General features: G+C 74.9%; 15 protein-coding genes. 4 read left to right on the forward strand and 11 right to left on the reverse strand.

Annotated features, from left to right (window positions below; genetic code table 11):
* Nucleotides 1–283: 283 nt before the first annotated feature.
* The 3 genes from ND486_RS05085 to ND486_RS05095 are packed head-to-tail and all read right to left on the reverse strand — an operon-like array spanning nt 284 to nt 3,194.
* Complete coding sequence (locus ND486_RS05085; RefSeq protein ID WP_251783067.1) at nt 284–1,141, reverse strand: phosphoribosylaminoimidazolesuccinocarboxamide synthase; 858 nt, start codon at nt 1,139–1,141, stop codon at nt 284–286.
* Nucleotides 1,138–2,556 (reverse strand): adenylosuccinate lyase, encoded by a 1,419-nt coding sequence (gene purB, locus ND486_RS05090; RefSeq protein WP_251783068.1) that lies wholly within the window; start codon nt 2,554–2,556, stop codon nt 1,138–1,140. Before purB ends, ND486_RS05085 begins: the two co-directional genes overlap by 4 nt.
* A 53-nt stretch (nt 2,557–2,609) precedes the next feature.
* A complete protein-coding gene (locus ND486_RS05095) occupies nt 2,610–3,194 on the reverse strand; it encodes a TetR/AcrR family transcriptional regulator (RefSeq protein ID WP_251783069.1) in 585 nt (194 codons plus the stop codon).
* A gap of 222 nt (nt 3,195–3,416) precedes the next feature.
* Between ND486_RS05095 and ND486_RS05100 the strand changes: the two genes are divergently transcribed.
* From ND486_RS05100 to ND486_RS05110, 3 genes are all read left to right on the forward strand, one after another.
* Nucleotides 3,417–4,472, forward strand: a complete 1,056-nt coding sequence (locus ND486_RS05100) for a low specificity L-threonine aldolase (RefSeq protein WP_285898348.1) — start codon at nt 3,417–3,419, stop codon at nt 4,470–4,472.
* Between the two features lie 363 nt (nt 4,473–4,835).
* Nucleotides 4,836–5,792: an ATP-binding cassette domain-containing protein gene (locus ND486_RS05105; protein WP_251783070.1), complete on the forward strand. Its 957-nt coding sequence runs from the start codon at nt 4,836–4,838 to the stop codon at nt 5,790–5,792.
* Entirely contained in the window at nt 5,789–7,939 is a 2,151-nt protein-coding gene (locus ND486_RS05110; RefSeq protein WP_251783071.1) for a YhgE/Pip domain-containing protein, read from the forward strand. The genes ND486_RS05105 and ND486_RS05110 overlap by 4 nt, the downstream gene beginning before the upstream one ends.
* Before the next feature lie 7 nt (nt 7,940–7,946).
* Here the strand turns inward: ND486_RS05110 and ND486_RS05115 are convergent, their stop codons facing one another.
* The 7 genes from ND486_RS05115 to acs form a co-directional block, all read right to left on the reverse strand.
* Nucleotides 7,947–9,065 (reverse strand): aminotransferase class I/II-fold pyridoxal phosphate-dependent enzyme, encoded by a 1,119-nt coding sequence (locus ND486_RS05115; RefSeq protein ID WP_251783673.1) that lies wholly within the window; start codon nt 9,063–9,065, stop codon nt 7,947–7,949.
* A gap of 166 nt (nt 9,066–9,231) precedes the next feature.
* Nucleotides 9,232–9,441: a hypothetical protein gene (locus ND486_RS05120; protein WP_139282823.1), complete on the reverse strand. Its 210-nt coding sequence runs from the start codon at nt 9,439–9,441 to the stop codon at nt 9,232–9,234.
* A 198-nt stretch (nt 9,442–9,639) separates the two neighbouring features.
* Nucleotides 9,640–10,908 carry a phosphoribosylamine--glycine ligase gene (gene purD, locus ND486_RS05125; RefSeq protein ID WP_251783072.1) on the reverse strand — a complete coding sequence of 423 codons (1,269 nt, stop codon included), beginning with the start codon at nt 10,906–10,908 and terminating at the stop codon, nt 9,640–9,642.
* A gap of 50 nt (nt 10,909–10,958) precedes the next feature.
* Nucleotides 10,959–11,909: an alpha/beta fold hydrolase gene (locus ND486_RS05130; RefSeq protein WP_224403772.1), complete on the reverse strand. Its 951-nt coding sequence runs from the start codon at nt 11,907–11,909 to the stop codon at nt 10,959–10,961.
* Nucleotides 11,910–11,915: 6 nt separating this feature from the next.
* The gene (locus ND486_RS05135; RefSeq protein WP_251783073.1) at nt 11,916–12,437 is read right to left on the reverse strand and encodes a phage holin family protein; all 522 of its coding nucleotides are present in this window, start codon (nt 12,435–12,437) and stop codon (nt 11,916–11,918) included.
* Between the two features lie 133 nt (nt 12,438–12,570).
* A complete protein-coding gene (gene arfB, locus ND486_RS05140) occupies nt 12,571–12,996 on the reverse strand; it encodes an alternative ribosome rescue aminoacyl-tRNA hydrolase ArfB (protein ID WP_062399635.1) in 426 nt (141 codons plus the stop codon).
* Between the two features lie 73 nt (nt 12,997–13,069).
* The gene (gene acs / locus ND486_RS05145; protein WP_208823434.1) at nt 13,070–15,046 is read right to left on the reverse strand and encodes an acetate--CoA ligase; all 1,977 of its coding nucleotides are present in this window, start codon (nt 15,044–15,046) and stop codon (nt 13,070–13,072) included.
* A 336-nt stretch (nt 15,047–15,382) separates the two neighbouring features.
* Here acs and ND486_RS05150 point away from each other — a divergent pair, with 336 nt between their 5' ends.
* Complete coding sequence (locus tag ND486_RS05150) at nt 15,383–16,135, forward strand: oxidoreductase (RefSeq protein WP_208823431.1); 753 nt, start codon at nt 15,383–15,385, stop codon at nt 16,133–16,135.
* A 976-nt stretch (nt 16,136–17,111) separates the two neighbouring features.
* On the opposite strand, the gene ND486_RS05155 is transcribed toward ND486_RS05150, so the two are convergent.
* Nucleotides 17,112–18,131 carry an HAD family phosphatase gene (locus ND486_RS05155; protein ID WP_251783074.1) on the reverse strand — a complete coding sequence of 340 codons (1,020 nt, stop codon included), beginning with the start codon at nt 18,129–18,131 and terminating at the stop codon, nt 17,112–17,114.
* Nucleotides 18,132–18,341 lie beyond the last annotated feature (210 nt).

Raw genomic sequence — 18,341 nt, forward strand, 5'->3', positions numbered from 1 at the left:
CGCCGTCACATCGAGCTTCTGCCCTTCCGCCGATCCGCTTACCCGGTAAGCGGATCCCAGAGGGCGGGCGCTCGGGTCGGACCGTCGCCCGGACGGCCATCCCACGGTCCGCCGTCGTCGGCCGAGAACTCGCTCACCCGGTGAGCGGATTCGGCGCGGAAGGGCCTGCCGCACGGCCGGCCCCACCGACGGGCCGATCACACCCGACGTCCACACCCCTCGTCCGACGTCCACACCCGTCGCGAGGGGTGTGGGGGCCGACGAGGGGTGTGGCCGCGGCGGGTCAGGCGGTGGGTGAGGTCCAGGCGGTGCCGGTGATGCGGCGGTAGACCTCGGCGTAGCGGTCGTGGACGACCTTCACGACCTCGTCGGGGACCTCGGGGCCGGGGGCGGTGCGGTCCCAGTCCAGCCCGGCGGACCAGTCGCGGACGTACTGCTTGTCGAAGGAGAACTGCACCCGGCCGGGCTCGTAGGAGTCGGCGGGCCAGAACCGCGACGAGTCCGGGGTGAGCACCTCGTCACCGAGGACGATCTCGCCGGAGGTGTCCCGGCCGAACTCCAGCTTGGTGTCGGCGACGATGATCCCGCCCTCGGCCGCGGACTCCGCGCCGCGCCGGTAGACCTCCAGGGTCAGGTCCCGCAGCCGGGTCGCGGTGTCGGCGCCCAGCTGCGCCACGACGTCGTCGAAGGTCATGAACTCGTCGTGCTCACCGACCGGCGCCTTGGTGGTCGGGGTGAAGATCGGCTCGGGGAGCTTCGAGCCCTCGACCAGGCCGGCGGGCAGCGTGACGCCGGAGACGGCGCCGGTGCGCTGGTACTCCTTCAGCCCGAGCCCGGTGAGGTAGCCGCGGGCGATGCACTCGACCGGCAGCATCTCCAGCGGACGGCAGCGGACGGCGCGCCCGGCGAACCCGGCGGGGATGTCGTCGGTGCCGATGACGTGGTTGGGCACGAGGTCGCCGGTGCGCTCGAACCAGTACAGCGACAGCGCGGTGAGGATCGCGCCCTTGTCCGGGACGGGCGTCGGGAGCACGACGTCGTAGATCGAGAGCCGGTCCGAGGCCACGAGCAGCAGCTGGGCCGGGTCGCGGGACTCGTCGAGGTAGAGCTCGCGGACCTTGCCGGAGTGGACGAGCCTCACAGGATCCCTCCGGGGGTGTAGGCGGCGGCCTCGGGGTGCTTCGCGGTGATCGCGGCGATCTTCTCCGTCACCGTGGCCACCTGCGCGGACGCGGCGCCGGTGAAGCGCAGCGGGTCCTCCAGCAGCCGGTCCAGCGTGCCGGCGGGCAGGCCGAGCCGGTCGTCGCCGGCCAGCCGCTGGAGCAGGTCGTTGTCGGCCTGGCCCTGCTCGCGCATCGCCAGTGCGACGGCGACCGCGTGCTCCTTGATGACCTCGTGCGCGGTCTCCCGGCCGACCCCGGCGCGGACGGCGGCCATCAGCACGGCGGTCGTGGTGAGGAAGGGCAGGTAGCGGTCGAGCTCGCGGGCGATCACGGCCGGGTAGGCGCCGAACTCGTCGAGCACGGTCAGCGTGGTCTCGTAGAGGCCGTCGAGGGCGAAGAACGCGTCCGGCAGCGCGACGCGGCGCACCACCGAGCAGGAGACGTCGCCCTCGTTCCACTGGGAGCCGGCGAGCTCGGCGGTCATGACCGACAGGCCGCGCAGGATCACCATGAGGCCGTTGATGCGTTCCGCGGAACGCGCGTTCATCTTGTGCGGCATGGCGGACGACCCGACCTGGCCGGGGGCGAAGCCCTCGGTGGCGAGCTCGGCGCCCGCCATCAGCCGGATCGTCGTGGCCAGCGACGACGGCGCCGCCGCCAGCTGCACCAGCGCGGTGACGACGTCGTGGTCGAGCGAGCGCGGGTAGACCTGCCCGACGCTGGTGAACGCCTCGGCGAACCCCAGGTGGGTGGCGACGCGCTGCTCCAGCTCGTCCAGCTTCGCGGCATCGCCGTCGAGCAGGTCGAGCATGTCCTGGCTGGTGCCCATCGGGCCCTTGATGCCGCGCAGCGGGTAGCGCGAGCGCAGGTCCTCCAGGCGGGCGTGCGCGACGAGCAGCTCGTCGGCGGCGGAGGCGAACCGCTTGCCCAGGGTGGTGGTCTGCGCGGCGACGTTGTGGCTGCGCCCGGCCATGACCAGCTCGGCGTACTCCGACGCGCGACGCCCGAGCCGCGCCAGCACCGCGACGGTCCGGTCGGCGACGAGCTCCAGCGACAGCCGGATCTGCAGCTGCTCCACGTTCTCGGTGAGGTCGCGGCTGGTCATGCCCTTGTGCACGTGCTCGTGGCCGGCGAGGGCGTTGAACTCCTCGATGCGGGCCTTCACGTCGTGCCGGGTGACGCGCTCGCGGGCGGCGATCGAGCCCAGGTCGACCTGTTCGACGACGGCCTCGTAGTCGTCGACGACCGACGACGGCACCTCGATGCCGAGGTCGCGCTGGGCGCGGAGCACCGCGATCCACAGCCGTCGCTCCAGCTGGATCTTGTACTCCGGAGACCAGAGGCGGACCAGCTCGGGGCTCGCGTAGCGCGCGGCCAGCACGTTGGGAATCACGTGGCGCGATGATAATGGCTGGTGGGGGCCCTGTGACCGGCGGGAGCGCGGCCTCACACCCGGGGCAGGGACTCCAGCACCTCGCGCAGCGCCTCCCGGCCGACCGCGCGCGGGTCGGGGTCGGCCTCGATCAGCGCGGTGAGCACGACGCCGTCGACGAGCGCGGTGAGCCTGCGCACCTCCCCCGGCCCCGGTCGACGGCCGGTCGCGCGGGTGAGGGCCTCGTCGAGCAGGGCGTCGAACTCGACGCGCTGGGCGCGCAGCAGCCCGGCCAGGAACGGGCGCCGGCCGGACCCGATCAGCCGCTCGAACCGGCCCAGGACGGCGTCGAGGCCGCCGGTGCGCGAGCGCGGCCCGAGGAGCAGGTCGAGCACGATCTCGGCCGGGTCGTCGCGCCGGGCGAGGCAGTCGTGGGCGTCGGCCAGCTCGGTGTGCGCGAGCCGGTCGAGCGCGGCGGACACCAGGTCCTCCAGCGAGGAGAAGTAGTAGGTCGTGGCCGCCAGCGGCACCCCGGCGCGCTCGGCGACGGCACGGTGGCGGATCGCGTCGAACCCGCTCTCGGCGAGCAGCTCCGCGGCCGCCGCGACGAGCAGGGCGCGGCGACGCTCACCCTTCTCGGTCTGCTTCGGGGCCGCCATCGCCACATAGTGCCAAGACGGGACCCGTCCGGACGAGTGAGATACCGGACTCGACGCCCAGGTCGGACGGGGTGACCGTGACCGTTTCGTGACCCTGCCGTTCTCACCGCCGCCGCGATGGAACACACTGGTGGTGTGCGTCCGTCACCCAGAAGCCGCTGGTCACCGCGCGGTGGTGCGCGCGGGGCAGCGGCCGCCCCGGCCCCCGGCGAGCCCGTCGACCTGCGATCGGACACCGTCACGCTGCCGACCGAGGCGATGCGCCGGGCGATGGCCGAGGCCGAGGTCGGCGACGACGTGCTCGACGGCGACCCCACCATGCGCGAGCTGGAGGAACGGGTCGCCGGCCTGCTCGGCGCCGCCGACGCGCTGTGGACGCCCACCGGCTCGATGGCGAACCTCATCGCGCTGATGAGCCGGCTCGGCCGCGGCGACTCCTTCCTCGCCCCCCAGGGCGCGCACGTGCTCGACTTCGAACTGGGCACGGCCGCGTGGCTGGCCGGCGGGATGCCGCGGCCGCTGCCGCACGACGCGGGACCCGGCAAGGTCACCGCGTCCGCCGTGCGCCGGGCCGCCGCCGACGACGGCTTCTACGCCTCCCTGCGCCCGGTGCTGCTGTGCCTGGAGAACACCCACAACTCCGCGGGCGGCACCGTGACCGCACCGGAGGAGCACGCCTCCGTCGCCGCCGCGGCGCGGGCCGCCCGGCTCTCGGTGCACCTCGACGGCGCCCGGCTGTGGAACGCTGCCGTCGCGCTCGGGGTCCCGCCGGGCGCGCTGACCGTCGGCGCCGACACGGTCGCGGTGTGCCTGTCCAAGGGGCTCGGCGCGCCGGTCGGGTCGGTCGTCGCGGGGTCGGCGGAGTTCGTCGAGCACGCCCGGCGGCTGCGCAAGATGCTCGGCGGCGGCGTCCGGCAGGGCGGGGTGCTGGCCGCGGCCGGCCTCGTCGCGCTGGAGGACGTCGACCGGCTCGCCGAGGACCACGACCTCGCGACGCGGCTCGCCGCCGGACTGCGCGAGCGCGGCTGGCGGGTCCGCGAGCCGCAGACCAACATCGTGCTGGTGGACGTGGCCGACGTGCGCGGCACGATCGCCGCGTTCGCCGAGGCCGGTGTCCGCGCCGGCGCCATCGCGGGCAAGCTGCGGCTGATGACCCACCGCGACGTCGGCGACAAGCACATCAGGGCGGCGCTGGACCGGATCGGCGAGGTCGGCCCGTCCAGCACCGGCTCCCCCGGCGGCCCTGCGCCGCTGCCCCGCACCGCCCTCGGCGGCTGAGTCCCCGGTCCCACCCCGCGCCGCCCTCCGCCGGCGCTCCGGGCCGCCTGCGGCCCCGGCGCCGGACGTGCCCGCGGCACCCGGGCCGGGCGCCCCGGGCGTCCCTCGTCGCCGCCGTCACAGTGTCGCGCCGGGTCAACTCACTGTCGTCCGAGGTCAAGTCGGCCCGCACGATCGGGTCCACACTGGGCGACGGCCGGACGCCGGAGCAGGCGTCGGCCTAGGCTTCCGCCGCCGTCGCGCCCGTGCGTACGCACCGCCGGGCGCCGGTGGCTCCGACCCACGACCGGTGCCGGTGAGCTGCGCGGACCCGCGATCGCCGGGTGTCGTGCGGCCCGGGGCGCCCAGGACAGCAGGACCGTCATGACCAGCTCCGCCCCCTCGCCCGCCCCCGATACCGAGACCGCCGCCGTCCCCGGGGGCGCCCCCGCCCCCGAGGCCGCCCTCGTCGCCGAGGGCGTCGCCGTCGACGGCACCCACGGGGTGCTGCTCGCGCCGACCTCGCTGCGCGCCGTCCCCGGCTCGGTGCTGCTGGTCGCGGGCACCCCCGGCTCCGGGCACACCGCGCTGGCCCTGGCGCTGGCCGGGCGGATGCGGCCCGACCACGGCACCGTCACCCTCGACGGCGACGACGACCCGCGCCGCCTGCGCCGCGCCGTCGCCGTCGTCGACACGCCCGGGGTCAGCGAGCCGGAGCCGGTGCTGCCGCTGCGGACCGTCGTCGGCGAGGAGCTGGCGATGGCCGGTCGCGGCACCACCCCGCGGGCGGTGACCGAGTGGCTGGGCGCGCGGGGCGCGCAGAGCTGGGTGCGCTCGCGGTTCGAGGACGTGCCCGCGCCCGTGCGGATCGGGCTGATGACCGCGCTGGCAGCGTCCCGGCCCGGGGTGCGGGTGCTCGTGCTGACGGCGCCGGACCGACACGGCGGCACCCCGGTGACCTGGTGGCAGGTGGCCTCCGAGCACGCCCGCGCCGGGTTCGCCGTCGTCGTGACCTGCACCGAGGGGTCGGCGGCGCTGCTGGGGGTGCCCGCGGTGCGGCTCGGTGGCGGCGACGCCGGCGCGCTGCCGGAGCCGCCCGGGCGGCACAGCAGGCCCGAGGACCCGACGGGGCCGCTGACCGTCGTCGCGCCGCAGGGGGCCGACGACCTGCCCCAGGGCTGGACCCGGCGCCTGCTGCGCCGCCGCCCCGCCGGGACCGCGGACGCTCCGCCGCCCGGCACCGGGGAGCCACCGCAGGACGCGGGTACGGCGATCCTGCCCGGGCCCGACCTCACCCCCGGGACCACCGACGGCGACGAGAGCACGGAGCGGACCTCATGAGCGCGATCCGGATGGCGATCAGCGAGCTGCGGCGGATCACCGCCGGGCGCCTGCCGGTCCTGGCCGTGCTCGCGCTGCTGATGATCCCGATGCTCTACGCGGGCTTCTACCTCTACGCCAACGGCGACCCCTACTCCCGCCTGGACCAGGTGCCCGCCGCACTCGTCGTCGACGACGCGGGCGGCACCGACGCCGACGGGAAGGCACAGAACGTCGGCCAGGACGTCGCGACGGAGCTGACCGACTCCGGCTCGTTCGACTTCCACCGGGTCTCGGCCGCCGAGGCCGACCGCGGTGTGCGCGACAACGTCTACACCTTCGCCGTGACGATCCCGCGCGACTTCACCGCGGCCCTGCAGTCCTCCGGCGAGTTCACCCCGCGCCAGGGGATCCTCGTGCTCACCACCAACGACGCCAACAACTACCTGGCCCGCACGATCGCCGACACCCTCACCACCCGGGTCCGCGAGTCGGTCGCCAAGGAGGTCGGGACGCAGGCGGCGGACCGGTTCCTCACCGGCTTCTCCACCATCCACACCAGGACCCAGGAGGCCGCGGACGGCGCCGGGAGGCTCGCCGACGGCGCGGCCACCGCCCACGACGGGGCCGCCCGGCTGGCGTCCGGCGCCGGTGAGCTGGCGACCGGCCAGCGCACGCTCCTCGACGGCGCCCAGCAGCTCTCCGGCGGCGCGGGCGAGCTCGCGACCGGGGCCGGGACCCTCGCCACCGGGGCGGGCACCGCCGCGTCCGGCGCGGACCGGCTGTCCGCGGGCGCCGGGGAGCTCGCGACCGGGCTGGGCACCCTGCGCCAGGCCACCGCCGACCTGCCCGCGCAGTCGCGGCGCCTCGCCGACGGCGCCCGCCAGGTCGCCGACGGCAATGCGCAGCTGGCCGCGGCCGGGGACCGGGTCGCGCAGGAGAGTGCCCGGCTGGCCGACCAGCTCGACGCCGCCGACGGCACCATCGCGGCGGGCCTGCGCGAGCGCGGGTTCACCGACGAGCAGGTGCAGCAGGCCCTGGCCGCGCTGGCGACCGCGAAGCAGCCGCTGGTCGACGGCAACGCCCGCGTCCAGCAGGTGTCCGGCCGGCTCGACCGCCTCGGTTCCGGCGCGGGGCAGGTCGCCGACGGCGCCGAGCAGCTCGCCGCGTCGGCCCCGCAGCTCAGCCAGGGCATCGCGAGCGCCGCCGACGGCGCCGGGACCCTGCGCGACGGCGCGACCGAGCTGTCCGGCGGCGTCCGGAGGCTCTCCGACGGCGCCACGCAGCTGTCCACCGGCGCCACGGCGCTGCGGACCGGGGCGGACCGGCTCGCCGACGGGGAGCGCACCGCGGTCGACGGGACCGACCGGCTCGCCGACGGGGCGCGCCGGCTCGACTCGGGCACCGGTGAGCTCGCCACCGGCGCGACGCAGCTGCACGACGGCCTGGCCTCGGGCCTGGACGACATCCCGAACCCGGCCCCGGGCGTCCGGGAGGCCACCGCCGCGAACATCGGCGACCCCGTCGCCACCCGCGACGTCGCCTACTCCCAGGCCGACACCTACGGCGCCGGGCTGGCCCCGTTCTTCATGGCACTCGCCACCTGGATCGGCGGCTACGTGCTGTTCCTGCTGGTCCAGCCCCTGTCCCGACGGGCGATCGCGGCCGGGCAGAGCCCGCTGCGGATCGCGCTGGGCGGCTGGATCCCGGCCGGCCTGCTGGGAGTCATGCAGGTCACCGGCATGTACGCGGTGGTGTCGCTGCTGCTGGGGATCATCCCGGTGCACCCGTTCGCGACGCTGGCGCTGCTGTGGCTGACCTCGATGACGTTCACCGCGATCGTGCACGCCCTCAACGCCCTGCTCGGCGCGGTCGGGCAGTTCCTCGGGCTGGTCCTGATGGTGCTGCAGCTCGTCTCGGCAGGCGGCACGTTCCCGTGGCAGACCATCCCCGGGCCGCTCTACCCGGTGCACCACGTGATGCCGATGGGCTACGCCGTCGACGCGCTGCGCCACCTGATGTACGGCGGTGAGCTGGCCGGTGTCGTCGGGACGGCGGTGCCGGTGCTGCTGGCCTGGTTCGTGGGGGCGCTGGCGCTGGCGACGTTCGCGGCGTACCGCAAGCGGGTGTGGACGGCGACGGCGGTGAAGCCCGAGCTGGTGCTCTGAGGCCCGCTCAGACCCAGGCCCGCAGCCGCTCCAGCGCCTCGGTGATGCCCTCGGGCGTCCCGGCGCCGGAGAAGCGGATGTAGGCGCCGCCGTCGACCGGGTCGAAGTCCTGTCCCGGTGCGACGGCGATACCGGTGTCGGCGAGCAACCGGTAGGTCAGGGCCATCGAGTCCTCGCCCTCCCGCAGCAGGTGCGCGATGTCGGCGTAGACGTAGAACGCGCCGTCGGCGGGCGCGAGCCGGGTGATCCCGAGCCCGCGCAGGCCGTCGAGCAGCAGGTCCCGGTTGCGGCCGTAGCGCACGACGTGGGAGTCGGCCTCGGCGTAGCTCGCCTCGTCGAACGCGGCGAGCGCCGCGTGCTGGGGCAGCGCGGGCGGGCAGACGGTGAAGTTGCCGGCCAGCCCCTCCACGGTGCGGCGCAGCCGCGGCGGGCACACCAGCCAGCCGAGCCGCCAGCCGGTCATCGAGAAGTACTTCGAGAACGAGTTGACCAGCACGGCCTCCCGCGAGGTCTCCCAGGCGCTGCTCGTCGCGGGACTGCCCGGGAACGTGATGCCGTGGTAAATCTCGTCGCTGACGAGCTGGATGCCCTGCTCCTCGCAGTACGACGCGAGTGCCGCCAGCTCGGCGGGGTCGAGGACGGTGCCGGTGGGGTTCGCCGGGCTGGCCACGATCAGGCCCTTCACCGGCTCGTCGAGCGCCTCCAGCATCTCCACGGTGGGCTGGAACCGGGTCGCCGGCCCGCACGGCAGCTCGACGACCTCGCAGCCCAGCGCGGCGAGGATGTTGCGGTAGCAGGGGTAGCCGGGGCGGGCCATGGCGACGCGGTCACCCGCGTCGAACGCGGCGAGGAAGGCCAGCAGGAACCCGCCGGAGGACCCGGTGGTGAGCACGACGTCGCCCGGGTCGACCTCCAGCTCCCGGGTGCGCCGGTAGTGCCCCGCGACGGCCTCGCGCAGCTCCGCGATGCCGGGGGCGACGGTGTAGCCGAGCACCTCCGACTGCACCGCGGCGACGGCGGCCGCGCGCACGGGTTCCGGCGCCGGGGTCGACGGCTGCCCGGCCGACAGGTTGATCAGGTCGCCGTGGGTGCGGGCCCGTTCGGCGGCGGCCGCCCAGACGTCCATGACGTGGAACGGGGCGACGGCGGCACGGGCGGCGACGGTCAGGCGGGTCACGCCGCCGAGCCTAGGCGGCGGCCCCGCACGGGACCGGACCGCGCGCCCGGGCGGGAGCCCACTCCCGGGCGCGCGGTCGGTCACGAACCGGAGCGGGCGCGGGGCCCGCCCGGTGTCACTCGGCCTCGAAGCCCAGGGCGTCGACGACGGCGCCGATCTGCGCGTCGGTGTCGGCGACGGTGTCGTCGAGGTACTCGGCGACCGGGGTCAGCTCGGCCGCCTGCGCGGTGCCGGTGAGCGCCAGGGCGGCGAGCGGCGCGGCGACGACGCCACCCACGAGGGCGAGGGCGCGACGACGACGGGCCTGCTGGGGAGCGTGGGCCATGGTGATCCTCCTGTGGTTCAGGGACACGGGCTGTGTCCCTGTGCCACAGGACGATTCCTCGACGGACCGGTGGAGATCAAACCCTGGTGTCCGGTTTTACCGGCTCTTCATGATCATCGAACAACCGGGAACGAAGGGCCAGGTCAGGCCATTCGGACTATTGGGGTTACGCCATACGGCGGTAACACCCGCGCAACATCAGGCCTGCGCGACGGGCACGCTGACCTCTCCGCGCTCGGCCTTCAGCCCGATGTCGGTGCGGTGGTGCGAGCCCGCGAGGCGGACCGGCTCCAGCCGGGCGTAGGCCTCGGCCCGGGCGGCGGCGAGGTCGGAGCCGGTGCCCACGACCGACAGGACGCGCCCACCGGAGGAGACGACCGCGCCGTCCTCGCGGCGACGGGTACCGGCGTGCAGCACGCCCTCCCCCTCGGCGCCGGTGATGACGTCACCGAGCCGCGGGGTGGCCGGGTAGCCCTCCGCGGCGACGACGACCGTCACCGCCGACCCGTCGGCCCACTCGATCGCGGGCTGGTCGGCGAGGGTGCCGGTCGCGGTGGCGAGCAGCAGCTGCGACAGCGGGGTGCGCAGCAGCGCCAGCACGGCCTGGGTCTCCGGGTCCCCGAAGCGGCAGTTGAACTCGATGACCGCGGGGCCCTGCGAGGTCAGCGCGAGACCGGCGTAGAGCAGCCCGGTGAACGGGGTGCCGCGGCGCACCATCTCCTCGGCGACCGGCGCGACGACCCGGGCGACCAGCTCCTCGGCGAGGTCCTCGCCCGCCCAGGGCAGCGGGCAGTAGGCGCCCATGCCGCCGGTGTTGGGGCCGGAGTCGTCGTCGCCGACGCGCTTGAAGTCCTGCGCGGGCAGCAGCGGCACGACGGTGGCGCCGTCGACGAGGCAGAACAGCGACGCCTCGGGCCCGTCGAGGAAGGACTCCAGCAGCGCCGGGTGGCCGGCGTCGAGCAGCCCGAGGGCGTGTGCGCGGGCCACCTCGATGTCGCCGGACACGACGACGCCCTTGCCCGCGGCCAGTCCGTCGTCCTTGACGACGTAGGGCGGGGTGAACACCGACAGCGCGGTGTCGAGGTGCGCCGGGTTGTCGACGACGACCGACGAGGCCGTCGGCACCCCGGCCGCGCTCATGACGGCCTTCGCGAACGCCTTGGACCCCTCGATCCGGGCCGCCTCGGCGCTCGGGCCGAAGCAGGGGATGCCGGCCTCGCGCACCGCGTCGGCCGCACCGTTGACCAGCGGGCCCTCCGGCCCGACGACCACGAGGTCCGCCTGCCAGGTCCGCGCCAGGTCGACGACGGCGCCGTTGTCGGTGACGTCGAGCCCGAGCTGCTCGGACACCGCGGCCGTCCCCGCGTTGCCGGGGGCGACGGCCAGCGCCGTCACCTCCGGGTCCTGCGCCAGAGCCACGGCGATGGCGTGCTCACGCGCACCGCTTCCCACGATCAGGATCCGCACGGTGGCCGAGCGTATCCGTGCACGTCGGACGACGGGGAACCGGTGTCCGCTCAGCCGTCGCAGCGTTGCAGGTGGGCCCCGATCAGCGCGGTGACGTGGGTGGGGTGCTCCTGCTGCGGGAAGTGCCCGGTGGCCGGGAGCGTGTGGTGGGTCAGCCCGGCGCCGGCGAACCGCTCGTCGCCGCGCATGGTGGTGTCGAGCACGCACGGGTCGTCGGCGCCGTGCACCTGCAGCACCGGCACCCCGACCGGCCGGGAGAGCTCGCGGGCGAACCGGCGGCCGTCGGGGCGCACCTGGGAACGCATCGACCAGCGGTAGTACTCGAGGCTGCAGTGGGCGACGGTGGAGATCCGCATCGCCTCCGCGTTGCGGGCGACGGCGTCGGCGAAGTCGGTGGTGGCGACCCACTCCGGACCCGCCCAGGCCCGCATGATCCGCCCGACCCGGGCGCCGCCGTCGGCACGCAGGGAACGCTCCGGCAGCCGTGGCAGCTGGAACCCGGCCATGTAGCGGCTCGCGCGACCCTGGCCGAGCGGGTCGCGCAGCACCGCGTCGCGCATCACGACCGGGTGCGGCGCCCCGAGCCCGGTGAGCGAGACGACCAGCCGCGGGTGCAGCGTGGCCACCGTCCAGCCGATCGCGGCACCCCAGTCGTGCCCGACGACGTGGGCACGCGGCTCCCCCAGTGCCCGGATCAGCCCGGCGCAGTCACCGGCGAGGGTCCACAGGTCGTAGCCGCGGGGGGTCTTGTCGGTGTCGCCGTAGCCGCGCAGGTCGGGCGCGACGACCCGGTAGCCGGCGTCGCCGAGGGCGAGGAGCTGGTGGCGCCAGGTCCACCAGAACTCCGGGAAGCCGTGCAGCAGCACGACCAGCGGGCCGGTCGGCGGGCCGTACTCGGCGAGGTGGATGCGGATGCCGTTGGCCGACACCGCACGGTGCGTCCACGGGCCGGGCACCCGGACGACCGAGGGGTCGGGCGGGGTACCGGTCGCCGCGGACACGCCGGGTCAGCCCGCGGCGGCGTGCCGCCCGGAGGTGCCGTCGGCGATCTCGCGGACGTTGTCGCGGTCGCTGCGGTGACCGCGCTGGGCGAGCACCTGGGCGGAGTCCTTGAGCGAGTCGATGGTGCGCTCGGGCTTGCGGATCTTGCGGACCCGCAGGTAGCCGAGGAAGCCGAACAGGCCGGCGACGAGCAGCATGAACAGGAACGTGATCCCGAAGCCCGCGGCGCGGTTGAGCCACAGCGACAGGAACTCGGCCAGGGTGAAGAACAGGTAGAACAGGCTGAACAGCCCGATCACCGCGGCGATCACGAAGAAGACGCTGCCCTGCACGCCCTTCTTCACCTCGGCCGTGACCTCGGCCTTGGCGAGCTCCACCTCCGACCGGACCAGGGTGGAGAGGTGGGTGGTGACGTCCTTCGCGAGGGCACCGAGGGACGCGTCGCGCGGCCCCGGCTCGTTCGTGAGCGGGATCGAGGGCAGGACCGGCGGAACCTCCGCGTTGCCCGACTGGCTGTTGCTGGCCACCGTCTTCCCTCCTGCTGGTGCACTCGCCTACCCGGGGCGCTGGGGATCCCCCGGACGGCCGTCGTTCGGTGAGCCGCCATCGTGCCACGGGGCCCGGCGACCCGCTCGGCTGCGCCACGCCGGGGACACGGCCTCACTCGTCCGGGCGGCCGCGCAGTTTCTTGATCTGTCCGCGCCGGTTCTTGGCGTCGAGCCTGCGACGCTGCGAACCGCGCGTCGGACGGGTCGGGCGACGGGTGCGCGGGCCCGCCGCGGTCGCCTCGCCGAGCAGGGTCGCGAGCCGCCCGCGGGCGGCCTCGCGGTTGCGGAGCTGGCTGCGGTGCTCGGAGGCGACGACGGTCAGCACGCCGTCGACGAGCCGGTTCGCCAGCCGCGACAGGGCGCGGTCGCGCAGGTCGTCGGGGACGCTCGGCGAGGCCGCGAGATCGAAGGACAGCTCCACCCGCGAGTCGGTGGTGTTGACGCCCTGCCCGCCGGGCCCCGAGGCGCGGGAGAACCGCCAGTGCAGCTCGCGGGCGGGCACGACGAAGCCCCGCCGCACCTCGATCGGGTCGTCCACACCGACCAGTGTCGCCGATCGGCCCCGGGACCCGTGCGGTGAGCACGGGACCCGGGCCGCCGGGACCGGAGGGTCAGTCCTCCTTGGACTCGCTCATGCCGGACGAGATCAGGTCCATCACCGACGAGTCGGCGAGGGTCGAGACGTCGCCGACGTCCCGGTTCTCGGCGACGTCGCGCAGCAGGCGGCGCATGATCTTGCCGGAGCGGGTCTTCGGCAGCTCCTCCACGACCAGGATCTGGCGCGGCTTGGCGATCGGGCCGATCTCCTTGGAGACGTGGTCGCGGAGCGCCTTGATGGCCTCCTCGCCCTTCGCCTCGTCCTTCGACGCGCTCCCGCGCAGGATCACGAACGCGACGATCCCCTGGCCGGTGGTCTCGTCCGAGGCGCCCACGACCGCGGCCTCGGCGACGGTCGGGTGGCTGACCAGCGCCGACTCCACCTCGGTGGTCGAGATGCGGTGCCCGGAGATGTTCATGACGTCGTCGACGCGGCCGAGCAGCCAGATGGCGCCGTCGTCGTCGTACTTGGCGCCGTCACCGGCGAAGTAGTAGCCCTGCTCGGCGAAGCGGGACCAGTAGGTGTCCTTGTAGCGCTCGGTGTCGCCCCAGATGCCGCGCAGCATCGACGGCCACGGCTTGTCGAGGACCAGGTAGCCGCCCTCGCCGTTGCCGACCGGGGTGCCGGTGTCGTCGACGACGGTGGCGGAGATGCCCGGCAGCGCACGCATGGCCGAGCCCGGCTTGGTCGCGGTGACGCCCGGGAGCGGCGCGATCATCTGCGAGCCGGTCTCGGTCTGCCACCAGGTGTCGACGATCGGGCAGTTCTCCTTGCCGATCTTCTCCCGGAACCACATCCAGGCCTCGGGGTTGATCGGCTCGCCGACCGTGCCGAGCACCTTCAGCGAGGACAGGTCGTACTTCGCGGGGATGTCCTCGCCCCACTTCATGAACGTGCGGATCAGCGTCGGGGCGGTGTAGTAGATCGAGACCTTGTACTTGTCGACGATCTCCCAGTGCCGGCCCTCGTGCGGGGTGTTCGGCGTCCCCTCGTAGATCACCTGCGTGGCGCCGTTCGCGAGCGGCCCGTAGACGATGTAGGTGTGCCCGGTGACCCAGCCGATGTCGGCGGTGCACCAGTAGACGCTCTCGCCCGGCTTGTGGTCGAACACCACGTTGTGGGTGTAGGCGGACTGCGTGAGGTAGCCGCCGGAGGTGTGCAGGATGCCCTTCGGCTTCCCGGTGGTGCCCGAGGTGTAGAGGATGAACAGCGGGTGCTCGGAGTCGAAGGACTCCGGGGTGTGCTGGTCGGACGCGCCGTCGACGGCGTCGTGCCACCACACGTCGCGGCCGTCGGTCCACGGCACGTCGGTCTCGGTCCGCTTGACGACGAGGACCTTCTCGATCGAGGTGCCCTCGACGGCCTCGTCGGTGTTCTCCTTCATCGGTGCCGGCTTGCCGCGGCGGTACTGGCCGTCGCTGGTGATCAGCACCTTGGCCTCGGCGTCCTCGATGCGCGCCTTGAGCGCGCCCGGGGAGAACCCGCCGAACACGACGCTGTGCAGCGCGCCCAGGCGGGCGCAGGCCAGCATCGAGAAGACGGCCTCGGGGATCATCGGCAGCTGGATGGCGACCCGGTCGCCCTTGCCGACGCCCAGCTCGGTCAGCGCGTTCGCGGTCTTGGAGACCTCGCGCTGCAGGTCGGCGTAGGTGATGGTGCGGGAGTCGCCGGGCTCGCCCTCCCAGTGGATGGCGACGCGGTCGCCGTTGCCCTCCTCGACGTGCCGGTCGGCGCAGTTGTAGGCGACGTTGAGCTCGCCGCCGACGAACCACTTCGCGAAGGGGGGCTCCCAGTCGAGGACCCGGTCCCACTTCGTCGTCCAGTGCAGACGGTCCGCCTGCTCGGCCCAGAAGCCCTCGCGGTCGGCATCGGCGCGGTCGTACCACTCGGCGGTGGCGTTCGCCTGCGCGGCGAACTCCTCCGGCGGAGGGAACGACCGGCTCTCGGTGGAGAGTGCGCTGAGCGCAGAGCTCTTCTCGGACTCGGCCATGTCCTCGTGTCCTCCTCGACGCGGCGGGTCACTTCGGGCCGGTGTGGCGGCCTCGGTCGCACTCGGTGTGCGCACACGTGTGCTGTACGACGCTAGTGAAACGTCGTGGCCCGTGCACCGTCTGTCGGGACAGGTACGGACAGGAGACGACTGCTGCACCTGACCGTCCGCGCAGGTCGGGGCCCGCTCCCCGGTGCGTCACGGGGGTTCGCGAGACCCTCGGCGGTGGACGGACGGACGTCCGGCGGTCGGTGGATCACCACGACCGGTCGCCGAGCGGTCCGCACCGCAGGGGTACTACCCGACGGTAACCCACGGGTTGGGACGATGACGCCCATGGCCCGCCCCGCAGCAGCCGATCCGCTCGCCCCGCTCGCCGCCCTCCCCGGCGTCCCCGAGGCGGTCTCCCGCGCCCGCGACGCGGCCACCGAGGTGCACAACCAGCCGGTCAACCGGCGCGGCTGGCCCGCGACGGCGGCCGAGGCCGCCCTGCGCGCGGCCCGCTCCTCCGCCGCGGTCGACGGTGCCCCGCTGCGGCCGGTCACCGCCGACCACGTCTCGGACCCGGTCCTCGCAGGCGCCGTCCGGATCGCCGACGAGCGCGCGAAGCTCCTCGACACCTGGGGGCGCGCACCGCTGCAGGGGCTCGCCCGGCTGCACGTGCTGGCCGCGGGCGACCTCGTGCCCGCCGCCGAGCACGAGCAGGTGCTGGGCAGGCCGCGCCCGGCGACGTCGGGACGGCTCGCGGCGCTGGCCGACCTGATCGGCGGGGGCACCTCCGTGCCGGCACCGGTGCTGGTCGCCGTCGTGCACGGCGAGCTGCTGACCCTGGCCCCGTTCGGCACCGCCGACGGCGTCGTGGCCCGGGCCGCGGCCCGGCTGACCGCGATGTCGACCGGGCTGGACCCGCGCGGTCTGTCGGTGCCCGAGGTGGGGTTCCTGCGCCGCACCGCGGAGTACCGGGAGGCCGCGGCGGCGTTCGCGTCCGGGACGCCCGACGGTCTGGCCCGCTGGATCGTCCACACCTGCGCGGAGTGGGAGGCGGGCGGCCGGGAGGGCCTGTCGATCGCCGCCGCGCAGTCCGGCTGAGCCCCCGCACTCGGCACGGGCCTCGCGCCCTCGGTCGAGCCGCTGCACCCCGGCCGAGCCGCTGCACCCCCGGCCGCGCTCCCGCACTCCGGCCGGGCTCGGACACGACAGAGCCGGGTGGTGCCCCGAGGGGCGCCACCCGGCCCGACGTGGGAACCGGCGTCCTGGCGTGCACTACGTGTCGTGTTGTGCGGCCTCGGCGCCCGGCGTCCCGGTTCGCAGGCCCACGACGACATGCCTCCCGCGGCGTGCTCGGCGTGGACGTGATCCGGTTCCCACGTACGGAGCCCGGTCAGGGGAGACGCCTCTTCTCCTCCGAGACGCCCCTGGACCGGCCGGGGTCCGTGCCTCCTTCGTAGACCCGGAACGTGATGCGGGCAACCCTCGCACCGGGATGCACCGGTTCAGCAGCACAGGGTGACCGTCGACGGCCGCCGGGTGGGTGCACGACGACGCCCGGTCGGCGGTCGCGCGCGGCATACGGGCCGCTTTCCGGCCCGACACTGCCGGCGCCGGGTCGCCGCCCCGCTACCCGCACCGCCACCGCGCTGCCCGCACGGCCACCCCGCCACCGGCACCGGCACGACCGGCCCCACCGCCCGCACCGGCACGGCCGGCCACGCCGCACCGGCCGGATTCCGCCACCGAGCCGCACGGCTCCGTCGATCAGTGCATCAGCGCTGTCCGACGGCGGTCGGGCAGCAGTCGTGTACTGATCGACGGTCGGTCCCCGGGGCGCTCCGCACCGTCCCGCGCCTCGCCCCCCGGCAGTCCGCTCACCGCGTGTCGATCAGTACACGAGCGTGCTCGCAGGCTGCCCGGACAGCATCGGCGTACTGATCGACGGTCGCGACGCGGTCGGGTCCGCGGTGGTCGCGGCGGGGTCGCGGCGGGGACGGGCGGGGGTGCCGGACGAGCCGGGCAGCGCGCCGCTCGGCGCGGCCGGCGACGCCCTGCCCACAGGTCGGCCGTCGCGTCAGCGGCCACCGCGGGCGGACCGGGCGACGGCCGCCCCCGCCACCAGCGCCGCGAGCACCCCGCCGACCGCCGCCGCACCGAGCAGCGCCGGGTCCCGCCACGGCCCGCCCGCACCGGCCCCACCGGTGTCCTCCCCGGTCCCCTCGGTCGCCCGCCCGGCGTGGACACCACCGCGGGCCCCGGCCGCGAACCGGTCGGACAGCCGGTCGCGCAGCCGGAACAGCCGGTCCCGGCGGGAGGCGGTGCGCACGAACGCGAGCACCGGCCACCCCCGCTCACGGGCGATCGCCCGCAGCTCACGGTCCGGGTTCACCACGGAGGGCTGCCCGACCGCCTCCAGCAGCGGCAGGTCGGTGATCGAGTCGGTGTAGGCGGCGCACCGCGCGAGGTCGAGTCCCAGCTCCTCGGCGATCTCCCGGGCAGCGACGGCCTTGCCCTCGCCGTAGCAGTAGAACGCGATCTCCCCGGCGTAGCGGCCGTCCTCGATGTGCATCCGGGTCGCCCGGAAGCGCGTGATCCCGACCAGCTCGGCGATCGGCTCGACGACCTCCAGCCCCGACGCCGACAGCAGCACGATCTCCGCCCCCTGCGCGCGGTGGTGCTCGATCAGCCGGACCGCCTCGGGGTAGACGAGCGGGCCCACGATCTCCTGCAACGTCTCGGCGACGATCGCACGGACCCGCGCCACCTCCCAGCCCTGGCAGACCAGCACCATCCGCCGGCGCAGGGTGTCCATCGTGGACGCGTCCGCGCCGGCGAGCACGAGCAGCAGCTGGGCCCACGCCCCGCGCAGTACGGTCGCGCGGTCGATCAGACCGGCGCGGGCGAACGGACGCGCGAACGCCAGCGCACTCGACCCGGCGATGATCGTGTTGTCGAGATCGAGGAACACCGCCCGGGGGACGGCGGCACCGGCGGTCCGGTCCGGCGCGACGGGGGCTGTGGAGGACTCGGGCACGACGTCCAGCCTGCCCGAACCGGGACGCGGCTCGTCCGCGGTCCCCGGCTCCGTCCACATCCCGCCGACCGTCGGCCCCACGGTGGGCGCCGCCCGTCCCCGCACCGCCCGGCCGGGGGTACGACCACGCCGGTGACCAGCAGCGGAGAGTAATCGACCGTACGCGAACGGTCGCCCGGACGGGCTCACCGGTCAGTGGCGCAGTTCACCCCGTCGGGGTCGAGAGCGACATCGCCGCCGGTACCGGTCGGCGCAGGCCACGGCCGGAGT

Source organism: Pseudonocardia sp. DR1-2 (assembly GCF_023717215.1).
GTDB classification, from domain to species: domain Bacteria; phylum Actinomycetota; class Actinomycetes; order Mycobacteriales; family Pseudonocardiaceae; genus Pseudonocardia; species Pseudonocardia alni.

What these genes read in the sequence shown, in the direction of transcription:
- ND486_RS05095 (WP_251783069.1), bottom strand. Translation starts at nt 3,194, where the DNA reads ATGGCGGCCCCGAAGCAGACCGAGAAGGGTGAGCGTCGCCGCGCCCTG.
- ND486_RS05155 (WP_251783074.1), bottom strand. Translation starts at nt 18,131, where the DNA reads ATGTGGACGGAGCCGGGGACCGCGGACGAGCCGCGTCCCGGTTCGGGC.
- ND486_RS05150 (WP_208823431.1), top strand. Translation starts at nt 15,383, where the DNA reads ATGGCCCGCCCCGCAGCAGCCGATCCGCTCGCCCCGCTCGCCGCCCTC.
- ND486_RS05120 (WP_139282823.1), bottom strand. Translation starts at nt 9,441, where the DNA reads ATGGCCCACGCTCCCCAGCAGGCCCGTCGTCGTCGCGCCCTCGCCCTC.
- ND486_RS05105 (WP_251783070.1), top strand. Translation starts at nt 4,836, where the DNA reads ATGACCAGCTCCGCCCCCTCGCCCGCCCCCGATACCGAGACCGCCGCC.
- ND486_RS05110 (WP_251783071.1), top strand. Translation starts at nt 5,789, where the DNA reads ATGAGCGCGATCCGGATGGCGATCAGCGAGCTGCGGCGGATCACCGCC.
- acs (WP_208823434.1), bottom strand. Translation starts at nt 15,046, where the DNA reads ATGGCCGAGTCCGAGAAGAGCTCTGCGCTCAGCGCACTCTCCACCGAG.
- ND486_RS05115 (WP_251783673.1), bottom strand. Translation starts at nt 9,065, where the DNA reads ATGGACGTCTGGGCGGCCGCCGCCGAACGGGCCCGCACCCACGGCGAC.